The organism is Snodgrassella sp. ESL0323 (assembly GCF_013346865.1).
Classification (GTDB): domain Bacteria; phylum Pseudomonadota; class Gammaproteobacteria; order Burkholderiales; family Neisseriaceae; genus Snodgrassella; species Snodgrassella alvi.
Window position 1 is genome coordinate 59,557 of the sequence record NZ_JAAEDT010000019.1, and the last position, 24,351, is coordinate 83,907.

Consider the following 24,351-nt stretch of genomic DNA (forward strand, 5'->3'; position numbering starts at 1 on the left):
GTGCATGATAAGCATGTAGTTCTGATTGAATTTGTAAATATTTATCTTTGTTAAAGGAGTATGGTATGAAAAAAATGTTGTTAATTGCTGCAATGGTTATGGCCGTAGTTACTGGCTGCCATACAATTCACGGCGTGGGACAGGACGTCAAAGCTGGTGGTCAACACTTATCCAATGCTGCCAACAGATAATAATACAAGGATAAAATCATGAAAAAATTAATGCTTTTGAGTCTTGCTATTGTTGGTTTTCTGTCCGGTTGTCATACTATTTCCGGTGTAGGTCGCGATATTTCTGCCGGTGGTCAGGCTGTAAGTAATGCTTCTGACAACGTACGCTCAGAAATGTAACTGTATGCAAGCCCGCAAGGGCTTGCATAAAATTCAATCATAAACTACAAAATACTGAAATACCGCATGAAATCTTTTACTACTCTTACTGCTCTCGTAGCGCCTCTTGACCGCGCTAATGTAGATACTGATGCAATCATTCCCAAACAATTTCTTAAATCCATTAAACGCAGCGGCTTTGGGCCGAATGCATTTGATGAATGGCGTTATCTGGATCATGGTGAGCCAGGTATGGATAACAGTAAACGTCCGCTAAATCCTGATTTTGTGCTTAATCAGCCATGTTATCAGGGCGCGCATATTCTGCTCACACGGAAAAACTTCGGTTGCGGCTCCAGCCGTGAGCATGCTCCCTGGGCTCTGGATGATTATGGCTTCCGTGCCATTATTGCACCTTCTTTTGCTGATATCTTTTTCAATAACTGCTACAAAAATGGTTTATTACCTATTGTTCTGCCTGAAGAAATCGTTGATCTCTTATTTCACAATGTGACAGCTCACGAAGGTTATCAGCTAAATATTAATCTGCCGGAACAAACTGTTAACACGCCGGACGGAAAACATTATCATTTTGAGATTACTGAACACCGCAAACACTGTCTGCTTAACGGTCTGGATGAAATCGGACTGACATTGCAACATGCTGATGCTATCAAAGCATATGAAAATAAACATAAGCAACAACAACCATGGCTGTATCAGTCCTGACTGAATCAGAAATTTTCAATCATTTATAATCTGAAAAACTAACTGACGACTCAAAATTATCAGTCATTAATCGATAAGCAGAAAGAATAAAATGAGCAAACATATTGCGATTCTTCCCGGTGACGGTATCGGACCGGAAATCATCGGACAAACCGTACGTGTTCTGGACAAACTGATTGCAGAGGGGCTGGATGCAGATTATCAGTATGCACCATTGGGCGGAGCAGCCTATGATGAATACAGACATCCCTACCCTGAATTTACTCAGAATATCTGTCGTCAGGCTGATGCAGTATTGCTTGGCGCAGTCGGCGGCCCTCAATACGATAAACTGGAACGTTCTTTACGTCCCGAACGCGGTCTGCTGGCCATACGCAAAGACCTTAATCTTTTTGGCAATCTGCGTCCGGCAATTCTCTATCCAGAGCTGGCCAATGCTTCTACATTAAAACCGGAAGTAGTTTCCGGATTGAATATTCTTATCGTGCGTGAATTAACCGGCGATATTTATTTTGGCGAACCGCGCGGAATTCATACATTAGCTAACGGTGAACGCGAAGGTATTAACACCATGCGTTACAGTGAGAGTGAAATTCGCCGTATCGGTAAAATTGCGTTTGAAGCAGCACAAAAACGCAACAAAAAACTTTGTTCCGTCGATAAAGCCAATGTACTGGAAACAACAGAGTTATGGCGTGAAATCATTACAGAAATGAGTAAAGATTATCCTGATGTCAGCGTCAGCCATATGTACGTAGACAACGCTGCCATGCAACTGGTTAAAGCACCTAAGCAATTTGACGTTATCGTAACAGGCAACATCTTTGGTGATATTCTTTCTGATCAGGCTTCAATGCTTTCCGGCTCTATTGGTATGCTGCCTTCTGCTTCTCTTAATGAAACCGGTAAGGGCATGTATGAACCCTCCCATGGTTCTGCTCCTGATATTGCCGGTCAGAATCTGGCTAATCCGCTGGCTACTATACTTTCTTTAGCGATGCTTTTACGTTACAGCCTGAATAACGAAGATGCGGCTCAGCGAATCGAAGCAGCTGTAGGCAAAGTGCTGGCACAAGGTTTGCGGACAAGTGATATATTTGAAGAAGGTTGTACGCGTATTTCATGCAGCCAGATGGGTGATGCCGTACTTGCTGCGTTATAAGATAATTGCACATTATCATTAAATTACGTATATTAAACTTAACAGAGAATTCATATCTCTGTTAAGTTATTTTTTATATAGCTTTTTTATAATTGAAATTTGATATCTTGAGCTACCATTCCACACAACAGGCGCATACTTCATTAGCTGACTTGCCAGATGGCAGCCTGCCGGCACATCATGTTGGCTGCCCCTGCTGTGGTCTTTCTCTGTCTATTCCTTCGCTGACTCCCGGCGAATATGCTCATTGCCCCCGTTGCAGGCAGCATCTGGTCCGAATTGAACATCATCCACTGGATACGCCAACAGCTTATGCTATTGCTTCATTAATTATCATGTTAATTGTGTATACACAGTTATACATGAGCATAGATTTACTTGGCATACATGTAGAACTAACTATTCCGTATATGGTTGAGACACTGGCTCAGCAGGATTATTCTTTGCTGGCAGAAGTCATGTTCCTGTTAACTTTCGGTTCGCCGATACTGTTTCTGTTATTGTGTCTGTATGTATACACAGGTTTGCGCTACCGGCAGATATTACCCGGTATGCTATACGCTACCCGTACACTGGTTCGTTTGCGCCACTGGATTATGGTCGATGTATTTTATATTGCCACTTTGGTAGCTTATATCAAAATCAGTGGTATGGCACAAATTCATTTCGGATTTGCTTTCTGGCTGATGATGGTACTGGCCATTTTACTTATCCGCACTTCTCAGGGTGTACCTGAACACTGGATTTTTTATCAGATACAGCGCCTTACCGGCAATGATCCTGTTTTACAGAACAATGGTTCTGACACCATTAACTGTAATTACTGTCTTTTTGAGCAGCCAGCCAGCCTGAATGTATGCAGCGTCTGCGGTTCATATCTGAGCCGCCGTAAACCGTTAAGTCTGAGCATTAGTATGGCCTTTCTGCTGGCAGCCATTATTTTCTATATACCGGCCAATTTATTGCCGATGATGATAACCCGCTCGCCGGGCACCAATCTCTCCAGTACCATTCTTGATGGTATAGAATACATGTGGAATGATGGTGACATTTTAATTGCAGTTGTTATATTCAGTGCCAGTATGGCCATTCCCATATTGAAAATTATTTCTATGCTGGTTTTACTGTATTCTGCTGCCTACCGGCCATTAATGTCTGCACACAAATTAACCATACTCTACCGTATTACCGAATCAATCGGACGCTGGTCAATGATTGATATTTTTGTTGTTATCATTCTCATGTCGGCATTTTCCACACCACTGGCCAATGTAACCCCTGGTGCCGCCACTATTTATTTTTGTGCAGTTGTCATCCTGACCATGGTTTCTGCACTGAGTTTCGACCCGCGTTTACTCTGGGATGAAGCAGTACAACAAAGAAAACACCATAAACCTCATTATAAAAACAGCAGTAAAAGGCATTCTCATCATGAGTCAATCTGATAATCAGACGCCGCAGGCAACTGCCACTATAAAACGTAACCCACCCTTCAACGTACTGGTATGGATTATTCCGGTACTGGCATTATTAACCGGTGCATGGCTGCTTTTTCAGCATCTGCGCCATACAGGGCCGGAAATTACTCTGTATATAAAAGATGCTGACGGGCTTGAAATTAACACGACTACCATTAAAGTTATGAATGTCACCGTCGGTAAAGTTACTGCAATCAGAATCAGCCCAGATGAAAAAGGCGTACAAATCAAAGCGCAGATGACAGCTGACGTCAAAAATATGCTACGCAAAGACACTCAGTTCTGGATTGTTAAACCACGTATAGATCAGAGTGGTATTACCGGTTTGAATACCTTAGTTTCCGGTTCATATATCGCTTTTACTCCGGGGCACAGCAAAGAAAGAGCAGAAACATTTACCGTAGCTGATTTACCTCCTGTTACTGCCATATCGCAAAGTGGTATGCGTTTGCGTCTGAAAGGCCACAGTGACAAGCTGCTTAATCCGGGCAGCCCGGTACTTTACGGAGATATCAGTGCCGGACAAATTGAAAAAGCCTATTTTGACCCTAAAGACAACAGCGTACATTATCAGGTCTACATCAATAGTCCGTATGACAGCCTGATAGGCGACAAGGTTAAATTCTGGCTGCAAACAGGTCTTCAGGTTACTGCTACAGGCGGCGGTGTACATATTGATTCTGCCCCCATACCCGCACTGCTCTCCGGTGCAATCGTATTCAAAACCATGTTTGAAGGTAAAGGCAATCCTGTTGCCAACAACACAGAATTTACTCTCTACAATAGCGAACGGGAACTGGATAACCTGCCGACAAATCGTGCCCAATACTATGTTGTATTCTTCCAGCAATCTGTACGCGGCCTGAGCGTTGGTGCTCCGGTAGAATATCAGGGTATTAATATCGGTTCTGTTGCAGATGTACCATACTTTGCCCCGAATGACAGCCATAAACTCTTCCAGCATGGCTGGATACCAGTTCGTTTGCGTATTGAACCAGGACGTATGGAAATAAATGCCGGCAAACAGGATGATAAAATCTGGCAGCAGCAAATCCAACAGGCACTTAATCTGGGTTTATCTGCATCTCTGGAAAAAGACAATCTGATTACTGGTAATCAGTATATTAGTTTATCTCAGGCACAAGCGGGAGAATCACTGTTTAAACCAGTAGCACAATATCAGGGATATACCGTTATCAGCAGCACCCATACCGGACTTGATATGATCCAGAATCAATTGACTGCACTATTAGCCAAAATGAATAAGCTGCCTATAGAAAACACCATGAAACAGCTCGATATGACACTGGCGCAATTAAAAACGACTCTGGCCAGTGCAGACCGCTTGTTGTCACAAAATAAAACTCAGCAACTACCTGCTGAGCTGGCGGCTACTCTGAAAGAATTACGGACTACATTACAAGGTGTATCCAGCACCTCACCTCTATATGGTGATATTCAGCAAACCCTGAAAAGTATTGACAGCACCCTGAAAGATGCACAGCCAACACTGAAAACACTGAAACAACAACCCAATGCCCTGATTTTTAACCGTCGCGGGCATGATCCAGAACCAAAAGGAGCCAGATAATGAAAATTTTGTTACCACTTGTCTGTGCTGTCAGTCTGACGCTTGGTGCATGTGCCGGTAATCCGGTTACCTACTATCAGCTACCCGGTAGTAACTATCAATTGCCGGCCGGCAGCCAGAGAATTCCGGTACAACTTAAAGTAGTACTGGCTGAACGCCTTAATCAGGGAAATTTAGTTTATCAGGACAGTCCGACAACTCTGCACTTTGCTCAGCAGCATCTATGGGCTGATGATCTTGGCGGTGAAATTAGTCAGACTCTGGCCAATGAACTTAATAAACAAAGTATTCGCTATCTGTTTACTCCTGAAAATAAATCCAAAACCACACTAACTGTATATATTCAGTCTTTTCAAGGTAGCTATGATGGTTATATCTACATCAGTGGTTACAGCAGCTGGCAGGGTATTAATAATGAACGTGGTCAGAATTTTAATGTCCGGCTACCTCAGCAGGGCAATGGCTACAATAATATGGTGCATGCTCTGGCACAAGGGCTCAGTAGTGTTGCCAAAAGCATAGCTCCATATAATTAATCGTTAATCCGGGTATATAAATTTTTTACCCGGATTGTTAAACTAACTGAATCAAAGCTTCAATTTCTTTGCAGATTAATTTTTGATTAACATAAAAACTATAGAAATAATCAATACTGCTTCCGAATTCAATCGATTGATGTTAATTCAAAAATTTAATTTATTATTAACATCAGATTTTTTTGAGTTACTCAATTATCAGAAATTGCTAAACGTTTTAATATTCAGTAACAGCTATTGAATCAGCAGACAGAATATAAATTAAAATTATATTAAATATTTATAAATATATTAATATTACTATTTATTCGATCGTACAGTCTTATTTTTAATACCCAATAATTATTCTACTTGACAACAAATCAACTGAAAATGATAATGGCGCCGCTTTTGCAATTAATATTTAAATTCTAAGAGGTGGCAAAATGCCTGTAGTTAACACTTTATCTTAATGCCGGCACGGTATATTCTATCTTATTGTCGTTTCGCTTTTTTTATAAAGCCTCTACTTTTCAGTTCAATCTATAGATCTTTGCCTTGTCGGTTTTCCCTAATTTTCCGGAGAAAACAAAATGACAACGGACACTTATATTCAAAATTTAGAATTAATTAAATACCCGCGTACAACACACTTAGAAAGTTCGCGTTTACAGTCTGGTGATATTGAACATGGTCAGCAACCTTATCATCAATTAGCCGGACAATATATTGTAGTAGAAGAAAAACTTGATGGTGCTAACTGTGCAATCAGTTTCTCTAAGAGTGGTGAACTTTTATTGCAATCACGCGGTCATTATTTGACAGGAGGCAGTAGAGAACGCCAATTTAATTTATTTAAACACTGGGCAACTGCACATGAAAGCTGGCTGTTAGAACGCTTAGAAGATCGCTATATTATGTATGGTGAGTGGTTGCATAAAAAACATGCAATTTTTTATGATGCATTACCACATTATTTTTGTGAATTCGATATTTGGGACAGACATAATAATCATTTCTTATCGACACACAAACGCCATCAATTACTCATAAATGGCCCTGTTCTGTCTGTTCCGGTATTGTATTCTGGTATAGCGCCGGAAAAATTATGTGACTTACTGACACTTGTTAAATTTTCTTTAGCCAAATCAAAAAATTGGCGGGTTTGTTTTGAGAAAATCGTCGCTCAGGAAAAATTTGATTTAATAAAAGCATGGAAACAGTGCGATAACTCCGATTTTATGGAAGGATTATATTTAAAAATTGAATCGGAAAATACGACAACCGGTCGTTTAAAATGGGTCAGACAGGATTTTGTTCAATCCATATTAGATTCTGGTCAGCACCACTCAGAACAACCATTTATTCCCAACCAATTAGCTGAAAAAGTTGAGCTTTATACGCCACAACTAACCATCAACTGGAATAAGGAATTTTTATCCGGAGATGATTTATGAGTTATTCACAATTACAACAGGAAATTGCCTATAGTATTAGCAAAGATAATTTTGATCAGTGGCTAAACTGCATACCTGAACTGAATAAATTAATTACCACGCCTCAAGATCTATATTACCATGGTGAAGGTAATGTCTGGATTCACACTCAAATGGTACTAAGAGCATTAATTGCGCAAGATGAGTTTGCAAAATCCGCTCCTGAAGAGCAGTTTATATTATTCATGACTGCTTTGTTACATGACATTGCCAAGCCAGAAACGACAATAATCGATGAGATTAGCGGACGAATTTCACAACCAAGACATTCAAAAAAAGGTGAAATAAGCAGTCGAATATTATTATGGCGCCTGGGTATTCCGTTTGAATTAAGAGAAAAAATCTGTCGGATTATACGTGTCCATCAGGTACCGTTTTATGCATTAAGTGACAATATCAGAAATAAATCACCAGAATGGTTAATCCATTGCCTATCCTGGGAGCTGCCAGTCTGGATGCTGTGTATGCAAGCAAAAGCTGATATACAGGGTCGTATTTGCGCTGATAAAAACAGAATACTTGATGAAGTTGAGCTCTTTAAACAATTAGCATTTGAAGAAAAATGTTTATATCAGCCGCGGCAATTCATAGACGATTACACTCGGATACAATATTTTCGCGGTGCCAATGTTTGGCCTGATTATGCTTTGTACCCACAGAAAGGAGCTAAAGTTATTTTAATGTCGGGCTTGCCTGCATCAGGTAAAAATGGCTGGGTAAACAAATATAAACCAACTTTACCGGTAGCTTCTTATGATGACGCCAGAAATCAGCTTAAATTAAAGTACGGTCAAAATGAAGGATTAGTAATTCAAGCTGTATTGGCCAAAGTAAAGCAATATTTAAGAGATAAACAGCCATTCATCTGGAATGCAACTCACCTATCTCAGGATATGCGCCAAAAAGCATTAAATTTACTTTATGCCTATCATGCTGAGGTTGAAATTGTTTACCTTGAACAATCTGAAAAAACATTATATCAGCGCAATTCAAGCCGGAATACCAGTTTGCCTAATAAAAGAATTAAACAAATGTTTTCTAAATGGGAAGTACCGTTACCGACCGAAGCGCATAAGGTAACTTATTTAATAAATAGAAACTGAATGTAACTGACACAAACTATGATGGGCTCTGTAGAGCCCCATCATTAATCAATATTCATTTATATTTTAAACTATTTTCTTTAAAGCTCACTGATATCAGTCATTGGTAAAATTCATATTATTCCATAACTTTATGAAGGTAATAATTACAGAGATATATTTAAATTATAATCTACACATCATCATCGACGATCTGAACTCTGTAAGAATTTCAACTTTCAGACAACTTTATATCTGATAACAAATAAGCTCTCTCTGTAGTAAGTACAACAAAATCGCACCAATATCAGCATAAATTTATTCGCCAGATAGTCAGAAAGTTTTATAATAAAAAAAATTCTGTCCTAAAAAATTATGAAATTCATACCTCTTTCCCTTATTGCTTTCTTTCTGCTCAGTGCATGCAGTGTTGGTATGCCCTCCAATGTATCAGTCGGCATTGGTGGTGGTAATCACAATTTTGGTCTAGGCACCTCAATTAATTTCCCGATTAAAACCAAACCGTTACCATCAGAACCACCAGTTATTGCCGGTACAGAATCACCCAATCAGCCGACAAAAACACCTACCTCAAAAAAGCAGCCACAAAATAAGTAGAAATATTTTTTCTAATCAGTTAGTTAACAACATTATTTATTTTGATATCAATTCAGCGTATCAGGCTTATTGCATCAGTATTTTGCTTATAAACGGTAATTTTTCTGATAAAACTGGTAAATTTATAACCATATCAAAGCATCTGCGACAAAAACAGGCTAACCGCCAGACAAATTATGCCTAAACCGTATAAACCGTGCTAAACTCAAGAGCAAAATTATTTCGATATTTAAAAAGTAAGAGTAAAACCTATGGCTGGTAATACTTTCGGACAAATCCTTACTGTTACCACCTTTGGTGAAAGCCATGGTGCTGCACTTGGTTGTGTCATAGACGGGTGTCCGCCGGGTCTGGAACTGAATGAATCCGATATTCAGCCTGATCTGGACAGACGTAAACCAGGTACCAGCCGCCATGTGACTCAGCGCCGAGAAGCAGATACTGTTGAGATACTTTCCGGAGTATTTGAAGGAAAAACTACCGGCACACCAATAGGTTTGTTAATCAGAAATACTGATCAGCGCAGTAAAGATTATAGTAATATTGCTCAAAGCTTCCGTCCCGGACATGCGGATTATACCTACTGGCATAAATACGGTATCAGAGATTATCGTGGCGGCGGACGTAGTTCAGCACGAGAAACAGCTGCCAGGGTTGCAGCCGGCGCAGTAGCAAAAAAATGGTTACGGCAGCATTTTAATACTGAAATTATTGCCTATATCACCCAAATTGGTGAAAAGAAAATCTCTTTTGAAGATTATTCCTATATAAATAATAATCCTTTTTTTATCGCTAATCAAAGCCAGATTGAAGAACTGGAACAATATATGGATAGCATACGCAAAGCATGTGATTCCATAGGAGCCAAACTGCATGTTACCGCCAGCCACGTTCCTGTCGGATTAGGTGAACCGGTTTTTGATCGTCTTGATGCAGATATCGCTCATGCCATGATGGGCATTAATGCAGTCAAAGGTGTTGAAATTGGTGCAGGTTTTGGATGTATATACCAAAAAGGCAGCGAACATGGAGATGAATTAACACCGGAAGGATTTCAGTCCAATAACGCCGGGGGTATCCTCGGAGGCATTAGTAGCGGTCAGGATATACATATTAATCTGGCTATTAAACCCACCAGCAGCATTGCCACTCCGCGCCATTCTATAGATATTCATGGTCAGCCGATTATACTGGCTACCCACGGTCGTCACGATCCTTGCGTCGGACTGCGCGCAGTACCAATTGCAGAGGCGATGCTTGCCCTGGTACTTATGGATCATGCTTTGCGCCAGCGTGCGCAAAATGCAGACATTCACGTAGAAACACCTGATATTGCTCATTATTTATAACATGAAGCTTAATTCTGAATATTAATTTTGATAGCCATAATTGTTAAGTTATCACTAAAAATCGGTGAATTAATTTAATATCAATTCACTGAAATGGCCATAAACCCACAAGGAAGTAACCTTATGAGTCAAGAAACTGCTTTGGGTGCAGCACTGAAATCAGCTGTACAAACCATGAGCAAAAAAAAGCAAACAGATATGATTGCCGAACATATCTATCGTAAATATGATGTATTTAAACATTTTAAACCCTTGGCGATCGGCATTGATCAGGATTTAGTTACCGCATTACCCCAATACGATCCGACCCTTATTGCCCGCGTTCTGGCTAATCACTGTCGCCGGCCAAGATATATCAAGTCTCTGGCCCGCGGAGGAAAGCGTTTCGATTTAAATAATCGCTTCAAAGGTGAGGTTTCACCGGAAGAACAGGCAATTGCCAAACAGCATCCCTGCATGCAGACAGCTAAGCCGGCAACAGGAGCTGAAGCTGCTGTAACTGAGGCGACCATTGCTACTTGCGCGGATTCAGAAAATAATCAAAGTTCCGGCGAAGAACAAACACCAAACTGATATCTACAGATACACGAGCCTTAGGCTCGTGTTTTTAATTTTATGCTATTTGATAGCCACTGCCATCTCAATCACAGCCCGCTAATAGAAAATCTGGCACAAGTGCTGCAACAGGCTAGTGATAAACATATCAGCCACTTTCTTGTACCGGCCACTGCGCCAGCTGACTGGCTGACAACTATCCGGCTGGCAGAAACTTATCCCTGCATTTATGCCGGAATAGGCATCCATCCCTGGTATACCGCCAATTATAATGATTCTGCACTGAATCAACTTGAATTCCTATTAGAAGCACATCCTCACACAATAATGGGAGAGATTGGTCTGGATTTTGCACGCGCGCATAACGAAGCAGAAAAAAATTTACAAATTAATTGTTTTGAGTCCCAGTTATTACTGGCAAAAAAAATGCGGCGCCCAGCCATTATTCACCATGTTCATGCTACCGGTACATGTTTACAGAGTATTAAACGTTGCCATTTTACTTATGGAGGCATTGCTCATGCCTTTTCAGGCAGCATACAGGAGGCTCAGGCTTGGATAAAGCATGGTTTCCTCATTGGTATCGGTTCTTTGCTTTTACGAACACAGGCCAAAAAAATTCGGCATATAGCTGAAAAACTTCCTTTACAGCACATGGTAATTGAAACCGATGCACCCTATATGTCCCCTCATCCTCAGCAGAAAAACAGCCCTGATAATTTGCGTCAGATTGCTGAAATTATAGCTAGCTTACGCAACTGTCACTGGGAGGATATTGCTACTATTACCAGAAAAAACATGTTTAAAATCATTCATTAAAATTTCATATACCTATTTTACTCTATTTGAATATATATTTTTAAACACAATTCAATTTAGTCAGAGACTTATTTAATAGTTAATACAATTCTTTGATTTAAATACAGCTTACATTTAAAAACCTGCCAGTTTTCATGACTGAAAACTGGCAGGTTTTAGGCTCTTTTAAACAGTTAAAACAAAGGAATCACTTTTCCCCGGCATTGACACCTTAGTTTAAAAATTAATTTGTGCGCTAATATTATAGCGACGTCCATCCAGGGTACGACCATAATCTTTCTGATCTACTCTTTTATCAAGAATATTGTATATACCACCACTTAAAACGAAATCTTTGTTTGGTTTGAATACCAGCCCGGTATCGACAAAACCATATGATGGTTTACCAATTGCCATAGAAGTTCGTGACAAATAATCTGAAGTTCTGCTGCGGTAATTCCATCTTGCCCATGCAGAGAGTTTTTCAGTCGCATTCCAGTTAAGTGTTGTATTGAACATATTTTTTGGCATTTCATTTAATGGCTTACCACTAAACTGACCGCTTTTCTGTTCACTATGTGTATAGGTATAATTAGCAGACCAGTCCACTTTTGGTGTTATTTTCCAGGCAAATGTTGCCTCTATACCGCGTAAAACTGCTTTATCCACATTTTCCCGCTGACTGATAAAATCAAAATACTCATTGCGCCAAGAACAGGCATTTGAACCGGCATCCCCCTGACAGGTACGTACTTCCGTTATTTTGTTTTTAAATTTTGTGTAGTAAGTAGTTAAACCGGCAGAAAGATTACGGTTATTATCCCAGTTAAAACTGATTTCGAAATTATCTGATTTTTCCGGTTTAAGATTCGAGTTACCCACAATAATTCCTTTAGAATACCCGCCTCCGGTTTCCTGCCCCCAGCCACTACTTGCTGCACGTAGCGCAGGTGCTTTATATCCACGAGAATAACCACCTTTAATTATCCATTGATCATTAGGTGTCCACACACCATAAAGTTTTGGGGTTATTTCAGTGCCATAATTTTCATCATGATCCAGCCGTGCTGCACCAGTCAAGGCAAATTTCGGCAAGATACGCCATTCGTCTTGCCCGAAAATTGCCCATGAATCACGTTCCAGATGAGTTAAGCGCCGCCCGTTAATAACAAGCTGGTTACCCGTATCATTCAGTTCTTCCCGCTGCCATCTGCCACCTACACTGAGCGTATGTTTATTCAGGCGATACTGAGTTTGGGTATTAAAAATGGTATTTTTTTCATGCATATCACGTGACGGATTATTATTTTCCTCACGCTGAATATATGTCTGAGTATCAATTTTATCGTAGTAGCCACGATGAGTAATGCTATACTGATTACGATCATACAGAGTGTAATCATCAGTAGGAACTCTCCCTCTGCTTGGTTTAGGATCGATGGTTTTGCCTACTCTGCCATTACGATTTTGTAAACTGCGGTTTACTTCGAAATCAACTGTATTTTTATCATCCGGTGTCCAAGACAGCATCAGATTACCGTTGCGCATACGCTGCTGTTTATATCCCCCAATAATATTGTCTTCTTGACGATGGGAATACCCGACATTGGCCCGAATGCCTAATTTATCCTGAATTAGCGGACCGGACACATAAATGCTGCTTTGCAATGTATTCCCGCTATTACTGTGCTGTTGTATGGTTGCATCTGTTTTAACTGAACCAGTCCAGTCTGCAGCTGTTTTTTTGGTAATAATATTAATCACCCCGCCCATTGCATCTGATCCATATAATGCTGAAGCAGGACCGCGGATCACCTCAATGCGCTGAATAGCTGAAATTGGCGGCATCCAGCCCTGTTCAATTCCCGGGCCATCTGAATTAGGACGAACCCCGCGCGAATTTACCCGTTTGCCATCTATCAGCAGCATGGTATAACCACTGGACATACCACGGATACTGATATCCTTAGTACTTCCGCCACCAGTTACCACCACACCCGGGACATCCTGCAAAGCATCTGTTACATCATGATATTCTTTAGTTTCAAGCTCTTTAGCATTGATTACAGTAATTGAAGCGGCTGCTTTTTTTGCCTGTTGTTTAAATCCGGAAGCTGTTACCACCACATCATCCAATTCTGCCTCTGCAGCATATAAAGGAGATATCAGTGAAGACAATAATGCCAGTGAAAAAGAATGATGAATCAGTTTACGCATATAACAACAAACCTCTGACGATTGCATTTCAATAAAAAATAAAATAATTATTATTAAATTAAATGATAATAGTAATCATTATTTAATTTAACATATATATACATAAAATGCATCTGATTTATTGACAAATGCAAAAAAAACATACCATCTGAATTAGTTTGCTGTATGCATATACGCAACACAATGACTGCCGAACGAATAAATGCTTTTTGATCTACCCAAATAATAGTGATAGATGTTCTTAATTAAAAAGCAGGCAAATAAAAATCCCTGAAATGTAATTCAGGGATTTTAGTATATGGCGGAGAGTAAGGGATTCGAACCCTTGATACAGGTTTTGCCCGTATACTCCCTTAGCAGGGGAGCGCCTTCGACCACTCGGCCAACTCTCCGTTGAGAAGAGCGCACTATACCCGATGAACGCCAGGATGTCAAATAAAATCCGCGAAGAAATAGCTTAAAATAGAGTTTTAATGGCTAACACTATAGTAGAAAAAGAATTTTTCTTTACATCAAAAAACTGTAAACAGGCATATCTCTGAGCCTGATTAAAATAATTGTATTAGATCCGGATATTTTCATATTAAGTATGAAAGCAGATTTTAATCCGATTGATCTTCTTAACCGTATTTTGATATAGCCGAATTCTATTGATCTTTATTTAACTGTCACCTTGATAAATAACTGTTCTACCCAAGCCCTTATCAATAAAATTCGAATGTAAATTACCCTTTTCTCATACACTGCCTACGGTATAATATAAAGTTTGACAATCTGACCAATCTGATGGCTGGTAGAATTATTGTTTGTACTATTTATCGCATAACAAGATGAAATTTAAAAATTCTGGAGACCTGCATGAGTGCAATTATTGACATCTTTGCGCGTGAAATACTTGATTCACGCGGTAACCCTACAGTTGAATGTGATGTTCTGCTTGAATCCGGGGTAATGGGCAGAGCTGCTGTACCTTCCGGCGCCTCTACCGGTGAAAAAGAAGCATTGGAACTGCGTGATGGCGATAAACAGCGTTATTTGGGCAAGGGTGTGCTACAGGCCGTAGAAAATGTTAATAATGAAATTGCACAAGCACTTATCGGTATTGATGCCAGCGAACAAAGCTATATTGATCAGATTATGATTGATATGGATAGTACTGATAATAAGGGTCGTCTTGGAGCCAATGCCATGCTGGCAGTTTCACTGGCTGTTGCTCGTGCAGCAGCTGAGGATGCCGGCTTGCCTTTATATCGTTATATTGGCGGCGCCGGACCAATGTCTATGCCCGTTCCGATGATGAACGTGATTAATGGCGGTGCACATGCAAATAATAGTCTTGATATTCAGGAATTCATGATTATGCCGGTAGGCGCTGAATCTTTCCGTCAGGCATTACGCTGTGGTGCCGAGGTCTTCCATCATTTAAAAAAATTATGCAATGATAAAGGTATGTCTACCAGTGTGGGAGATGAAGGCGGTTTCGCACCTGATTTAGCCAGCCATGAAGAAGCTATCCGGCTGATTCTGTCTGCGGTAGAAGCCGCCGGCTATGTTCCGGGCAAAGATATCGTACTGGCTCTGGATTGCGCCTCCAGCGAATTTTACAAAGACGGTCATTATGAATTAACCGCAGAAGGTCTGAGTCTGACCAGTGCCCAATTCGCCGACTACTTAACTGAACTGGTTAACAAATACCCTATCGTATCTATTGAAGACGGTATGAGTGAGCATGACTGGGAAGGCTGGAAACTTCTGACTGAACGTCTGGGTAAAAAAGTACAGCTGGTTGGTGATGATCTGTTTGTTACCAATCCGGCTATTTTAAGCGAAGGTATAGCTCAGGGTCTGGCTAACTCACTTCTGGTTAAGGTCAATCAGATTGGTACATTGTCCGAGACACTTAAAGCGGTAGATTTAGCCAAACGCTCAGGCTATACCAGTGTAATGAGTCACCGCTCCGGCGAAACTGAAGACAGCACTATAGCTGATCTGGCCGTAGGTACAAACTGTATGCAAATCAAAACGGGTTCTCTTTCTCGCTCAGACCGTATTGCAAAATATAATCAGTTACTGCGTATTGAAGAGGAACTAGGTTCTGCTGCCTACTATCCGGGTAAAAAAGCCTTTTATCAGCTTAGTTAATCCTTTTCAGGAATATATGGGCAAATAAAATGAAATGGGTAACCTGGATACTGTTATTCGCACTGGTCGGTTTACAATACGATTTATGGATGGGTCATGGCAGCTGGAAAGACATGTGGAAGTTAGAAAACGATGTCTTAGAGCAGAATAGCAGTAATGAAGCACTAATACAGCGAAATCGCGCCTTGACTGCCGAAATCAAGGATCTTGCCGAAGGCAAGGATGCAATTAACGAAATGGCACGGAATAAACTGGGTTACATACAGGAAGGAGAAGTGTTCTATCGCTTTGTTCCTTCCGGTACTTTCATAACTACAAACAACAATCAGGAAAATACTTCATCTCGACGATAACTCTGATACTAATATTTCATAAACCAGCAATTTTTAATGATAAAAACTGCTGGTTTTATTTTATATCAACAATTTGCCCTGTTTTTTTGATTTGGAATCAATTATTTTTTATAGTTTAAAACCAGGTTGTATCAATACCACAGCTATCAAATTTTTACGCACTATATCAGACTGCATTTAAAAGAGTCATAGCCAATATATTAATCAATTAGTATGATGATTCTACAGATAAACAAGTGTGCTTAATCTGTTCTGGCATCAAAGGTAAATATATGATTTCTATCCATAAAGAAAATTATGGTTTAAATGTCGTACTGTATAACGAATTTACGCTGGAAGACTTTCATCAGCTGGAAGAAGCTCTGTTAACAGCTATTGAACATATTCATTTACCTAATCTGTTACTGGACCTGAGTCAGATGAAAGATTTCACTATAGATATGGCTTTAGAACATCTTAGATTTCTACGTCAGCACGCTCATGATTTTGGCTGCACTGCTATTGTCGTTGACGATATTTGGATTCGTATAGGTATACGTCTTGCTAATTTATTAACCTTGCAGCGCCCCAGGTATTTTAGTGATACAGCTACAGCACAAAAATGGTTGGAACAGTATACACAGAATTCAAGTGTTATCAGGAATAATTAACCGCTTTAGTTATCAGTAAGCTCACTTAATATATTTACCTGATAAAACCAGGAATGATTTTATTTAAATTTAATTATTTTAAAGCTGACTGAGCCAACCGGAAATAGTTTCAGCCAGTATTTCCGGCTGTTCCAATGGCAGCATATGCCCGCTATTTTCGATTATTTTCAGACTAGCCTGTGGTATAAACTCTTGCAACTCCTTGGCTTCATCAATAGAGCGCATCTGATCTTGTGCAGCAGCAATAATCAAAGTCGGGCAGGAAATTTTCTGACCTGTCGGAGTTTTACGATTTAACAAAGATTGTCTGCTTAACACATCAAAACCCAAACGTTCACTCATTTGCCGGATTCTGCTGATCATCTCTTGATTATTTTGATTATCAGGTCGCAACGTCTGAATTATAGCTTTATGCCCCAAACCACGAAAATTTAGATGCTGCTGAATTTGTAAAGTATTTTGTTTTGCTGCGTATTGCTGTGGTGTATCCTCACGCAATGAAGTAGCAATTAAGACAAGGGCAGCAACCCGCTGCGGATACTGGGCGGCCAGCGTTCTTGCAACATAGCCGCCAAGCGAAAAACCAATAAGCACAAAACGTTCAGGAGCAGAAACAGCAATATTTTTTGCCATAGCAGCAATACTGTCTCCATTTGCCAGTGATGCACATAATACCGGCTGGGATTCAGCCAAATTAGCTTTCATATCATTCCATAATGTTTCATCGAGCATAAAACCAGGAATGCATACCCAAGGTAATATTTCTTTCATCTTAATATTCTCAATAGAGCAAACCACTGGTCTGATATTTTATAACAGTTTACCAATCAGCCAAATTAATGTTTGCAATTAGTTTGCTGCCAATTTAAAACCTATTTAACTAATTCCACTGTTATTTAATATTTTTACATTTACATTGACTTAACCAACCTTATCCAGCAAAATTAAATCACTACATATATTATTTTCCAATGACATTGAGAAATATTATGCCAAATACATTTACCTTAACCAGTCCTGAATTTAAAAATGGCGATACTGTTGACTCCTCTTATCAAAGTGATCGTGATAACCAGTCTCCTGCTTTAATTTGGGAAAATGCACCAGCTGAAACCAAAAGTTTTGCAATTCAATGCCATGATCCCGATGCCCCTACAGGAGGTGCAGGTTGGTGGCACTGGATGGCGATTAATCTGCCAAAAAACTTAACTGAACTGAAAAGAAATGCTGGTGCAGAAGGCGGGCAGAATTTACCTGCTGGAACACGTCAGCTACGTAACGAGACCGGAACTTTAGGTTACTCGGGTTTTTATCCGCCAGAAGGTCATCCGCCCCATCGTTATATTTTTACTGTTTATGCTCTGAATACCGATAAAATTGATTTACCCGAGGATGCAACTACTAGTTATGCGGGTTTTGTAGTGAATAGTCATGCCATTGCCAAAGCCTCAGTAATGGTTCACTATGGCCGCTAAATTCATAATGTAAATCAGGCTAAATAATAAAAAAGAGGTTGTCCAATTTGGGACAACCTCTTTTTTTAAGCTTCATTTAATCTTCAACCGGTTTTTCTTTAGAAACTTTATCAATCAAATGCGAAATACTCATACCTCGTTCAAGTGAGTCATCATAAATGAACGTCAGCTCAGGTGTACGGAATAAAGTTATTCGACGAGCCAGTTCGCTACGCAAATAACCCTTAGCATGTTCCAATGCTTCTTCGGTTACAGCACGGGTACTATCATCCAGCACAGTGTAATAAATAGTAGCATGACTATAATCGCGGGTTACTTCTACTTCATTAATTGTAATAAAACCGGCACGCGGATCTTTGAGACCAACACGCACAAGTTCGGCCAGTTCACGCATAATCTGCTCTTTGACACGATCCTGACGAGCATAACCACGCTGAGGTTTACGCATAATCATTCCTTTCTGTGATCAGGCCAGTAAATTCAGGCAGCCGGAAACTTCTCTGGCTGCCTGTTATACCCTAAATCATTTTAAAGCTTACGGGCAACTTCAACCACTTCAAAGACTTCCAGCTGATCACCTTCCATAATTTCATTGAAGTTTTTCAGCATCAGACCACATTCGAAGCCTTGACGTACTTCCTTAACATCATCTTTAAAGCGTTTTAATGAAGCCAGTTCACCTGTATGCACAACCACATTATTACGAATTAACCGAACATGAGAATCACGCTTGATTAAACCATCGGTTACCATACAGCCGGCGATATTACCCACTTTTGATACGTTAATAACCTGACGAATTTCTACTGTACCAATCACATTTTCTTTTTGCTCTGGTGCCAGCATACCGCTTAAAGCTGCCTTCACATCATCAATAGCATCATAAATGATATTGTAATATCGGATCTCAATACCTTCATGTTCAGCCAGCTTACGAGCAGTGGCATCAGCACGTACATTAAAGCCGATGATGACTGCGCCAGAGGCGATAGCCAGATTCACATCAGATTCTGTCACACCACCTACACCACTATGCAATACATCAACCCGTACTTCATTAGTAGACAGTTTACGTAAACTACCTGCTAAGGCCTCATAAGAACCCTGAACATCTGCTTTAATAATAATCGGCAAGCTTTGCGCCTGATTTTCACCCATGTTGTTAAACATGTTTTCCAGTTTGGCAGCCTGCTGTTTAGCCAGTCGTACGTCACGATATTTACCCTGACGGAACAAAGCAATTTCACGTGCTTTTTTCTCATCGGCCAGTACAATAAAATCTTCACCAGCATTAGGTACGTCTGACAAGCCCAGGATTTCTACCGGGATAGACGGGCCGGCATCAGTAATGGTTTTGCCGTTCTCATCTACCATGGCACGTACACGACCAAAAGTTGTACCGGCAAGCACAACATCACCTTTACGCAACGTACCGCTTTGTACCAGCAAGGTTGCTACCGCACCACGCCCTTTATCCAGACGTGACTCGACAACAATACCTTTAGCAGCAGAATCTACAGGTGCTTTCAGCTCCAGAACATCTGCTTCCAGCAATACTGCTTCCAGCAATGCATCAATATTGGTGCCCTGTTTAGCTGAAACATCAATAAACTGTACATCACCACCCCATGAATCAGGGATGACTTCATGTGCTGTCAGTTCCTGACGAATACGTTCAGGATTGGCGCCTTCTTTATCAATTTTATTTACAGCCACCACTAAAGGTACTTTTGCAGCTTTAGCATGTGCAATGGCTTCAATAGTCTGAGGCATTACTCCATCATCAGCGGCCACCACCAGAATCACAATATCGGTAGCCTGCGCACCGCGGGCACGCATAGCAGTAAATGCTTCATGACCCGGTGTATCCAGGAATGTAATTACACCGCGCGGTGTTTCCACATGATAGGCACCAATATGCTGTGTAATACCACCTGCTTCACCCTGCACAACACGGGCACGGCGAATATAGTCCAGTAAGGATGTTTTACCATGATCTACATGCCCCATCACAGTAACCACCGGCGGACGGGGTAATTTTTCAGCCTCAGTAACGGTAGTATCTTCATCCAGAAAGGCCTCAGGATCATCAGCTGCAGCAGCCTTACCAATATGCCCCATTTCTTCTACTACAATCAGAGCAGTTTCCTGATCCAGTGACTGGTTGATGGTCACCATCATACCCATCTTCATCAGAGTTTTAATCACTTCTGCAGCCTTAACAGCCATTTTGTGTGCGAGCTCAGCAGCTGTGATGGTTTCCGGCACCAGCACTTCATGAACTACAGGTTCAGTAGGTGCCTGGAAGGCATGCTGATTCGGTTCCAGTTTAAGCTGTTTCTTACCACCTTTTTTACCACCTCGTCTGCTGCTGCGCCCCTCTTCTGAGTTAGTCGCATCTGCCGAGCGCCGGTTTTTACCACCGCGCGCTGATTTACCTTTTGGCATATCGTCTTCACGCTGATGACGCTGCTCATCTTTTTTACGCCGGCCTGTTGATTCAGACACGTTTTCTGCTGCTTTCGGTGCATTACTGCTCACCGTTTTTTTCTCAGTTGGCTTAGCCGAACGCACTTCAGCAGTTTTCTGCTCACTAACTGCTTTACTTTCTTCCTTAGCCTGCTGTTTAGCTGCTTCGCGCCGTGCCTGACGTTCCTGTTTCTGTTTCAGTAACATTTCACGATGAGCGCGCATAGCTTCAGCACGTCTGGCTTCTTCATCACGCTGAGCCTGCTCTTCAGGACTGATAATCGGCTTGGCTGCTTCAGCCTTAAGTGCAGCCAAATCAATTTTTTTCGCATTCCGGTTACGGTTGTTGCGCTTGGATTTAGACTGCTCGGTTTTGTCTGCTGCCGGTTTTTTATCAGCAGGTACTTCTGCAGGCTGAGCTGCTGCTTTCTGTTGCTGTTTCACTTCCTGTTTTACCACTTCTGTCTGCACAGACTCCACTTTAGGTTTCTGTTCGGTTTTACTGGCAGCCGCTGCTGCTTTCAGACGCGCTGCTTCTGCAGCCGCTGCCGCAGCAGATTCTTCTCTGCGTCGCGCTTCGGCCTGTTCTTCAGCAGCCTTTCTTGCCTGTTCTTCAGTCTCAGTATCTGCTGTTTTCACCGGTTCGGATTCAGGCTGGGGAAGATTTTGTTTTTCTTCTGTTTGTCTGTTTTCCTGTTCTTCCGGCGGTACAGCAATACGGCGCCGGCGGCGGGTTTCAACTTCAACACCGCCAACAGTACTTTTTTCAGCTGGTTTTTTACGATTCAGTGTGATAGTACCAGCAGACTGACTACCATTAGCCTGCTTTAAATAAACCAGCAACTGTTTCTTGTCTGCAGCTGTCAGTTTATCCGACGCTGCCTGTTTATGTACTCCGGCTTCGGCTAACTGTTCCAGCAACCTTGAAGTTGATAAATGCAGTTCCGAGGCAAATTGTTCTACAGTTATTTGATTACTCATTCGCGTACCCTCATACTTCGTCAAACCAGTGGGCGCGTGCTGCCATCACCACTTTCTTGGCGGTTTCCTCATCAATGCCTGTAATTTCAATCAGTTCATCTACTGACAATTCGGCCAGATCATCACGGGTTTTAATTCCTTCATTGGCCAGATCATGCAGCATTTCCTGATCAACACCTTCCAGATTTTTCAAATCTTCGTCCATGTGCTCTAACTGCTCTTCAGAGGCAATGGCCAGGGTTAAAATGGCATCACGGGCACGATTACGCAATTCTTCTACCGTACTTTCATCAAAACCCTCAATTTCCAGCATTTCCTGAACAGGAACATAAGCCACTTCTTCCAGGCTGGTAAAACCTTCCTGAACCAAGACCTCAGCAACGTTTTCATCAACACCCAGGTTATTGATAAACAGTTCACGTATGGCTTTATCTTCAGCCTCATGGCGTTCCTGAGCCTCATCCACAGTCATGATGTTCAGCTGCCAACCTGTTAGTTCGGCTGCCAGACGTACATTCTGTCCGCCACGCCCGATTGCCAGGGCCAGCTGATCTTCTGCCACAATCACATCAACAGAATGATGATCTTCATCTATCAGAATGCGAGTTACTTCGGCCGGACTCAGTGCATTAATCACAAACTGTGCAGTTTCTGGTGACCACAGCACAACATCAATACGCTCACCTGCTAACTCTTCGGTTACTGCATTGACACGCGAACCGCGTACGCCAATACAGGTACCCTGCGGATCAATACGTGCATCATTGGATTTCACAGCAATTTTGGCACGTAAACCCGGATCACGGGTTACTTCCTTGATTTCCAGCAAGCCGTCTTCAATTTCCGGCACTTCCATTTCGAACAGTTTTAACAGGAATTCACGCGAAGTACGTGTCAGAATAACCTGACTGCGGTTACCAATCTGATCTACCCTTAAAAACAAAGCCCGTACTCTGTCACCATTACGGAAGTTTTCGCGCGGAATCATCTGATCCCGCGGCAATAGTGCTTCCAGACGACCAATTTCCACGATTGCACCGTGTCGTTCTACACGTTTAATCGTACCCAGAACAAGGCTATCCTTACGCTGCAAAAATTCGTTTAAAATTTGTTCACGTTCTGCATCGCGAATGCGCTGCAAAATAACCTGTTTGGCTGTCTGTGCGCCGATCCGGCCAAATTCCACATTTTCGATCGGTTCTTCGTAATACTCACCAATCTGCAGGGTAGTTCCTGGAATTTCTTCCTGAATTTCTTCAATGGTTTTTTGAATATCAGGATAGGTATAATCCTCATCAGCCACAATCAGCCAGCGACGAAAACTACTGTAATCGCCGGTATTGCGGTTAATCACTACCCGAACATCCATATTTTCACGCTCAGTCTTTTTCTTTGCCGCACTGGCCAGAGCAAATTCCAGCGCGCTGAATACTACTTCTGTATCTACATTTTTTTCACTCGCCAAAGCTTCGGCCAGTAGTAAAATTTCACGACTCATTTAATTCTCCTTGCAAGCCTTTGCTTACAACAATATGAAATTTCAATTTAAAAATCAAATTCTGGTTTTAAACGCGCTTTATCAATATTCTGCCACTCTATTAAAACCGTCTTACCGGCTGCCACAGCAGCACGTTTAGCACGACGCGCTTCATTAATTTCTTCCAGGGTAATACTGATTAAATCGTTTTCATCAATACCATTAATCCGGCCAATAAAATTCTTCTGCCCGTCTATAGGCAAACGTGTTTTAATCTTGGCCAGTTGCCCGGCAAAACGCGTAAAATCTGCCGGTTTGGTTAAAGGACGGTCTAAGCCCGGGCTGGAAATTTCCAGACGCTGATAATCCACATCCTCTACAGCCAATACCCGGCTTAAATGATTACTGACTGCAACGCAATCATCCAGAGAAATACTGCCCTCCGCTTTATCAATAAAGACACGTAAATCCCCCTGAGCAGTCAGCTCATAATTAACCAGCTCATAGCCCAGACCCGGCAAAGTTTTTTCTAAAATGCCCTGAATATCCATCTGTGCTCCATAAAAACAAAAAAATGGCCTAAGGGCCATTTCTCAATAATTCGAAAAATTTCTTTATTTTAACTCATTGTTGAAAAAAAAGAAACCACCTGCCATTATTCTGAATATACACAAATACCGATTAGATCAGACATATCAATTAATTGCATTAATCGCTCAGCCTGATCACCCTCTGAAACCAGTCGTAAAAATCTCACATCCCATAAACTCTCAATAACATATTACGAAATAATGTCAACAACTTGACACCTCATTCAGCTATACTAACTGATAATGTGTCTGCATCATATCCGCAAACACAAAATACAATAACAATTAGTTATCA

General features: G+C 41.2%; 23 protein-coding genes and 1 tRNA gene. 17 read left to right on the forward strand and 7 right to left on the reverse strand.

Features of this window, described 5'->3' with window-relative positions; translation table 11 throughout:
• Positions 1-65: 65 nt before the first annotated feature.
• The 13 genes from GY065_RS07615 (at position 66) to GY065_RS07675 (ending at position 11,723) form a co-directional block, all read left to right on the forward strand.
• Positions 66-191: an entericidin A/B family lipoprotein gene (locus GY065_RS07615; RefSeq protein WP_078474712.1), complete on the forward strand. Its 126-nt coding sequence runs from the start codon at positions 66-68 to the stop codon at positions 189-191.
• 18 nt (positions 192-209) lie between these two features.
• Positions 210-350, forward strand: coding sequence for an entericidin A/B family lipoprotein (locus GY065_RS07620; RefSeq protein WP_174833674.1), 141 nt, complete (start codon positions 210-212; stop codon positions 348-350).
• Between the two features lie 66 nt (positions 351-416).
• Positions 417-1,058: a 3-isopropylmalate dehydratase small subunit gene (leuD, locus tag GY065_RS07625; protein ID WP_174833675.1), complete on the forward strand. Its 642-nt coding sequence runs from the start codon at positions 417-419 to the stop codon at positions 1,056-1,058.
• A 91-nt stretch (positions 1,059-1,149) separates the two neighbouring features.
• Positions 1,150-2,220, forward strand: coding sequence for a 3-isopropylmalate dehydrogenase (leuB, locus tag GY065_RS07630; RefSeq protein WP_084548022.1), 1,071 nt, complete (start codon positions 1,150-1,152; stop codon positions 2,218-2,220).
• A 107-nt stretch (positions 2,221-2,327) separates the two neighbouring features.
• Positions 2,328-3,665, forward strand: coding sequence for a paraquat-inducible protein A (locus GY065_RS07635; RefSeq protein WP_174833676.1), 1,338 nt, complete (start codon positions 2,328-2,330; stop codon positions 3,663-3,665).
• Positions 3,652-5,289: an intermembrane transport protein PqiB gene (pqiB, locus tag GY065_RS07640; protein ID WP_174833677.1), complete on the forward strand. Its 1,638-nt coding sequence runs from the start codon at positions 3,652-3,654 to the stop codon at positions 5,287-5,289. Before GY065_RS07635 ends, pqiB begins: the two co-directional genes overlap by 14 nt.
• Positions 5,289-5,825 (forward strand): membrane integrity-associated transporter subunit PqiC, encoded by a 537-nt coding sequence (locus tag GY065_RS07645; RefSeq protein WP_174833678.1) that lies wholly within the window; start codon positions 5,289-5,291, stop codon positions 5,823-5,825. Before pqiB ends, GY065_RS07645 begins: the two co-directional genes overlap by 1 nt.
• Before the next feature lie 572 nt (positions 5,826-6,397).
• A complete protein-coding gene (locus tag GY065_RS07650; protein WP_174833679.1) occupies positions 6,398-7,261 on the forward strand; it encodes an RNA ligase family protein in 864 nt (287 codons plus the stop codon).
• Positions 7,258-8,403 (forward strand): AAA family ATPase, encoded by a 1,146-nt coding sequence (locus GY065_RS07655; RefSeq protein WP_174833680.1) that lies wholly within the window; start codon positions 7,258-7,260, stop codon positions 8,401-8,403. Before GY065_RS07650 ends, GY065_RS07655 begins: the two co-directional genes overlap by 4 nt.
• Positions 8,404-8,757: 354 nt before the next feature.
• Entirely contained in the window at positions 8,758-9,000 is a 243-nt protein-coding gene (locus GY065_RS07660) for a hypothetical protein (RefSeq protein WP_174833681.1), read from the forward strand.
• Between the two features lie 251 nt (positions 9,001-9,251).
• Positions 9,252-10,349: a chorismate synthase gene (aroC, locus tag GY065_RS07665; RefSeq protein ID WP_174833682.1), complete on the forward strand. Its 1,098-nt coding sequence runs from the start codon at positions 9,252-9,254 to the stop codon at positions 10,347-10,349.
• A gap of 123 nt (positions 10,350-10,472) precedes the next feature.
• Positions 10,473-10,922 carry a ProQ/FINO family protein gene (locus GY065_RS07670; RefSeq protein ID WP_037474262.1) on the forward strand — a complete coding sequence of 150 codons (450 nt, stop codon included), beginning with the start codon at positions 10,473-10,475 and terminating at the stop codon, positions 10,920-10,922.
• 42 nt (positions 10,923-10,964) lie between these two features.
• Positions 10,965-11,723, forward strand: a complete 759-nt coding sequence (locus GY065_RS07675; protein ID WP_174833683.1) for a TatD family hydrolase — start codon at positions 10,965-10,967, stop codon at positions 11,721-11,723.
• 216 nt (positions 11,724-11,939) lie between these two features.
• Here GY065_RS07675 and GY065_RS07680 read toward each other — a convergent pair whose 3' ends face one another.
• Both GY065_RS07680 and GY065_RS07685 read right to left on the reverse strand, forming a co-directional pair.
• Positions 11,940-13,919: a ligand-gated channel protein gene (locus tag GY065_RS07680; protein WP_174833684.1), complete on the reverse strand. Its 1,980-nt coding sequence runs from the start codon at positions 13,917-13,919 to the stop codon at positions 11,940-11,942.
• A gap of 299 nt (positions 13,920-14,218) precedes the next feature.
• Positions 14,219-14,311 (reverse strand) — tRNA-Ser (locus GY065_RS07685).
• A gap of 466 nt (positions 14,312-14,777) precedes the next feature.
• Here GY065_RS07685 and eno point away from each other — a divergent pair.
• From eno to GY065_RS07700, 3 genes are all read left to right on the forward strand, one after another.
• Positions 14,778-16,061 (forward strand): phosphopyruvate hydratase, encoded by a 1,284-nt coding sequence (eno, locus tag GY065_RS07690; protein WP_174833685.1) that lies wholly within the window; start codon positions 14,778-14,780, stop codon positions 16,059-16,061.
• A 29-nt stretch (positions 16,062-16,090) separates the two neighbouring features.
• Positions 16,091-16,414 carry a cell division protein FtsB gene (ftsB, locus tag GY065_RS07695; RefSeq protein ID WP_174833686.1) on the forward strand — a complete coding sequence of 108 codons (324 nt, stop codon included), beginning with the start codon at positions 16,091-16,093 and terminating at the stop codon, positions 16,412-16,414.
• A gap of 272 nt (positions 16,415-16,686) precedes the next feature.
• Positions 16,687-17,064 (forward strand): STAS/SEC14 domain-containing protein, encoded by a 378-nt coding sequence (locus tag GY065_RS07700; protein WP_174833687.1) that lies wholly within the window; start codon positions 16,687-16,689, stop codon positions 17,062-17,064.
• Between the two features lie 78 nt (positions 17,065-17,142).
• On the opposite strand, the gene GY065_RS07705 is transcribed toward GY065_RS07700, so the two are convergent.
• Complete coding sequence (locus GY065_RS07705; protein ID WP_202984074.1) at positions 17,143-17,835, reverse strand: alpha/beta fold hydrolase; 693 nt, start codon at positions 17,833-17,835, stop codon at positions 17,143-17,145.
• 218 nt (positions 17,836-18,053) lie between these two features.
• Here GY065_RS07705 and GY065_RS07710 point away from each other — a divergent pair, with 218 nt between their 5' ends.
• On the forward strand, positions 18,054-18,539 hold the full coding sequence (locus GY065_RS07710) for a YbhB/YbcL family Raf kinase inhibitor-like protein (RefSeq protein ID WP_174833688.1): 486 nt from the start codon (positions 18,054-18,056) through the stop codon (positions 18,537-18,539).
• Positions 18,540-18,615: 76 nt separating this feature from the next.
• Here the strand turns inward: GY065_RS07710 and rbfA are convergent, their stop codons facing one another.
• The 4 genes from rbfA to rimP form a co-directional block, all read right to left on the reverse strand.
• Entirely contained in the window at positions 18,616-18,987 is a 372-nt protein-coding gene (rbfA, locus tag GY065_RS07715) for a 30S ribosome-binding factor RbfA (protein WP_025330989.1), read from the reverse strand.
• Positions 18,988-19,067: 80 nt separating this feature from the next.
• A complete protein-coding gene (gene infB, locus GY065_RS07720) occupies positions 19,068-21,989 on the reverse strand; it encodes a translation initiation factor IF-2 (protein ID WP_174833689.1) in 2,922 nt (973 codons plus the stop codon).
• Between the two features lie 10 nt (positions 21,990-21,999).
• On the reverse strand, positions 22,000-23,487 hold the full coding sequence (nusA, locus tag GY065_RS07725) for a transcription termination factor NusA (RefSeq protein ID WP_174833690.1): 1,488 nt from the start codon (positions 23,485-23,487) through the stop codon (positions 22,000-22,002).
• Between the two features lie 47 nt (positions 23,488-23,534).
• Positions 23,535-24,017: a ribosome maturation factor RimP gene (gene rimP, locus GY065_RS07730; protein ID WP_174833691.1), complete on the reverse strand. Its 483-nt coding sequence runs from the start codon at positions 24,015-24,017 to the stop codon at positions 23,535-23,537.
• Between the last annotated feature and the right edge of the window lie 334 nt (positions 24,018-24,351).

Coding starts and splice junctions, on each gene's coding strand:
- GY065_RS07615 (WP_078474712.1), top strand. CDS start 66: ATGAAAAAAATGTTGTTAATTGCTGCAATGGTTATGGCCGTAGTTACT.
- GY065_RS07620 (WP_174833674.1), top strand. CDS start 210: ATGAAAAAATTAATGCTTTTGAGTCTTGCTATTGTTGGTTTTCTGTCC.
- leuD (WP_174833675.1), top strand. CDS start 417: ATGAAATCTTTTACTACTCTTACTGCTCTCGTAGCGCCTCTTGACCGC.
- leuB (WP_084548022.1), top strand. CDS start 1,150: ATGAGCAAACATATTGCGATTCTTCCCGGTGACGGTATCGGACCGGAA.
- pqiB (WP_174833677.1), top strand. CDS start 3,652: ATGAGTCAATCTGATAATCAGACGCCGCAGGCAACTGCCACTATAAAA.
- GY065_RS07645 (WP_174833678.1), top strand. CDS start 5,289: ATGAAAATTTTGTTACCACTTGTCTGTGCTGTCAGTCTGACGCTTGGT.
- GY065_RS07650 (WP_174833679.1), top strand. CDS start 6,398: ATGACAACGGACACTTATATTCAAAATTTAGAATTAATTAAATACCCG.
- GY065_RS07655 (WP_174833680.1), top strand. CDS start 7,258: ATGAGTTATTCACAATTACAACAGGAAATTGCCTATAGTATTAGCAAA.
- GY065_RS07660 (WP_174833681.1), top strand. CDS start 8,758: ATGAAATTCATACCTCTTTCCCTTATTGCTTTCTTTCTGCTCAGTGCA.
- aroC (WP_174833682.1), top strand. CDS start 9,252: ATGGCTGGTAATACTTTCGGACAAATCCTTACTGTTACCACCTTTGGT.
- GY065_RS07670 (WP_037474262.1), top strand. CDS start 10,473: ATGAGTCAAGAAACTGCTTTGGGTGCAGCACTGAAATCAGCTGTACAA.
- GY065_RS07675 (WP_174833683.1), top strand. CDS start 10,965: ATGCTATTTGATAGCCACTGCCATCTCAATCACAGCCCGCTAATAGAA.
- GY065_RS07680 (WP_174833684.1), bottom strand. CDS start 13,919: ATGCGTAAACTGATTCATCATTCTTTTTCACTGGCATTATTGTCTTCA.
- eno (WP_174833685.1), top strand. CDS start 14,778: ATGAGTGCAATTATTGACATCTTTGCGCGTGAAATACTTGATTCACGC.
- ftsB (WP_174833686.1), top strand. CDS start 16,091: ATGAAATGGGTAACCTGGATACTGTTATTCGCACTGGTCGGTTTACAA.
- GY065_RS07700 (WP_174833687.1), top strand. CDS start 16,687: ATGATTTCTATCCATAAAGAAAATTATGGTTTAAATGTCGTACTGTAT.
- GY065_RS07705 (WP_202984074.1), bottom strand. CDS start 17,835: ATGAAAGAAATATTACCTTGGGTATGCATTCCTGGTTTTATGCTCGAT.
- GY065_RS07710 (WP_174833688.1), top strand. CDS start 18,054: ATGCCAAATACATTTACCTTAACCAGTCCTGAATTTAAAAATGGCGAT.
- rbfA (WP_025330989.1), bottom strand. CDS start 18,987: ATGCGTAAACCTCAGCGTGGTTATGCTCGTCAGGATCGTGTCAAAGAG.
- infB (WP_174833689.1), bottom strand. CDS start 21,989: ATGAGTAATCAAATAACTGTAGAACAATTTGCCTCGGAACTGCATTTA.
- nusA (WP_174833690.1), bottom strand. CDS start 23,487: ATGAGTCGTGAAATTTTACTACTGGCCGAAGCTTTGGCGAGTGAAAAA.
- rimP (WP_174833691.1), bottom strand. CDS start 24,017: ATGGATATTCAGGGCATTTTAGAAAAAACTTTGCCGGGTCTGGGCTAT.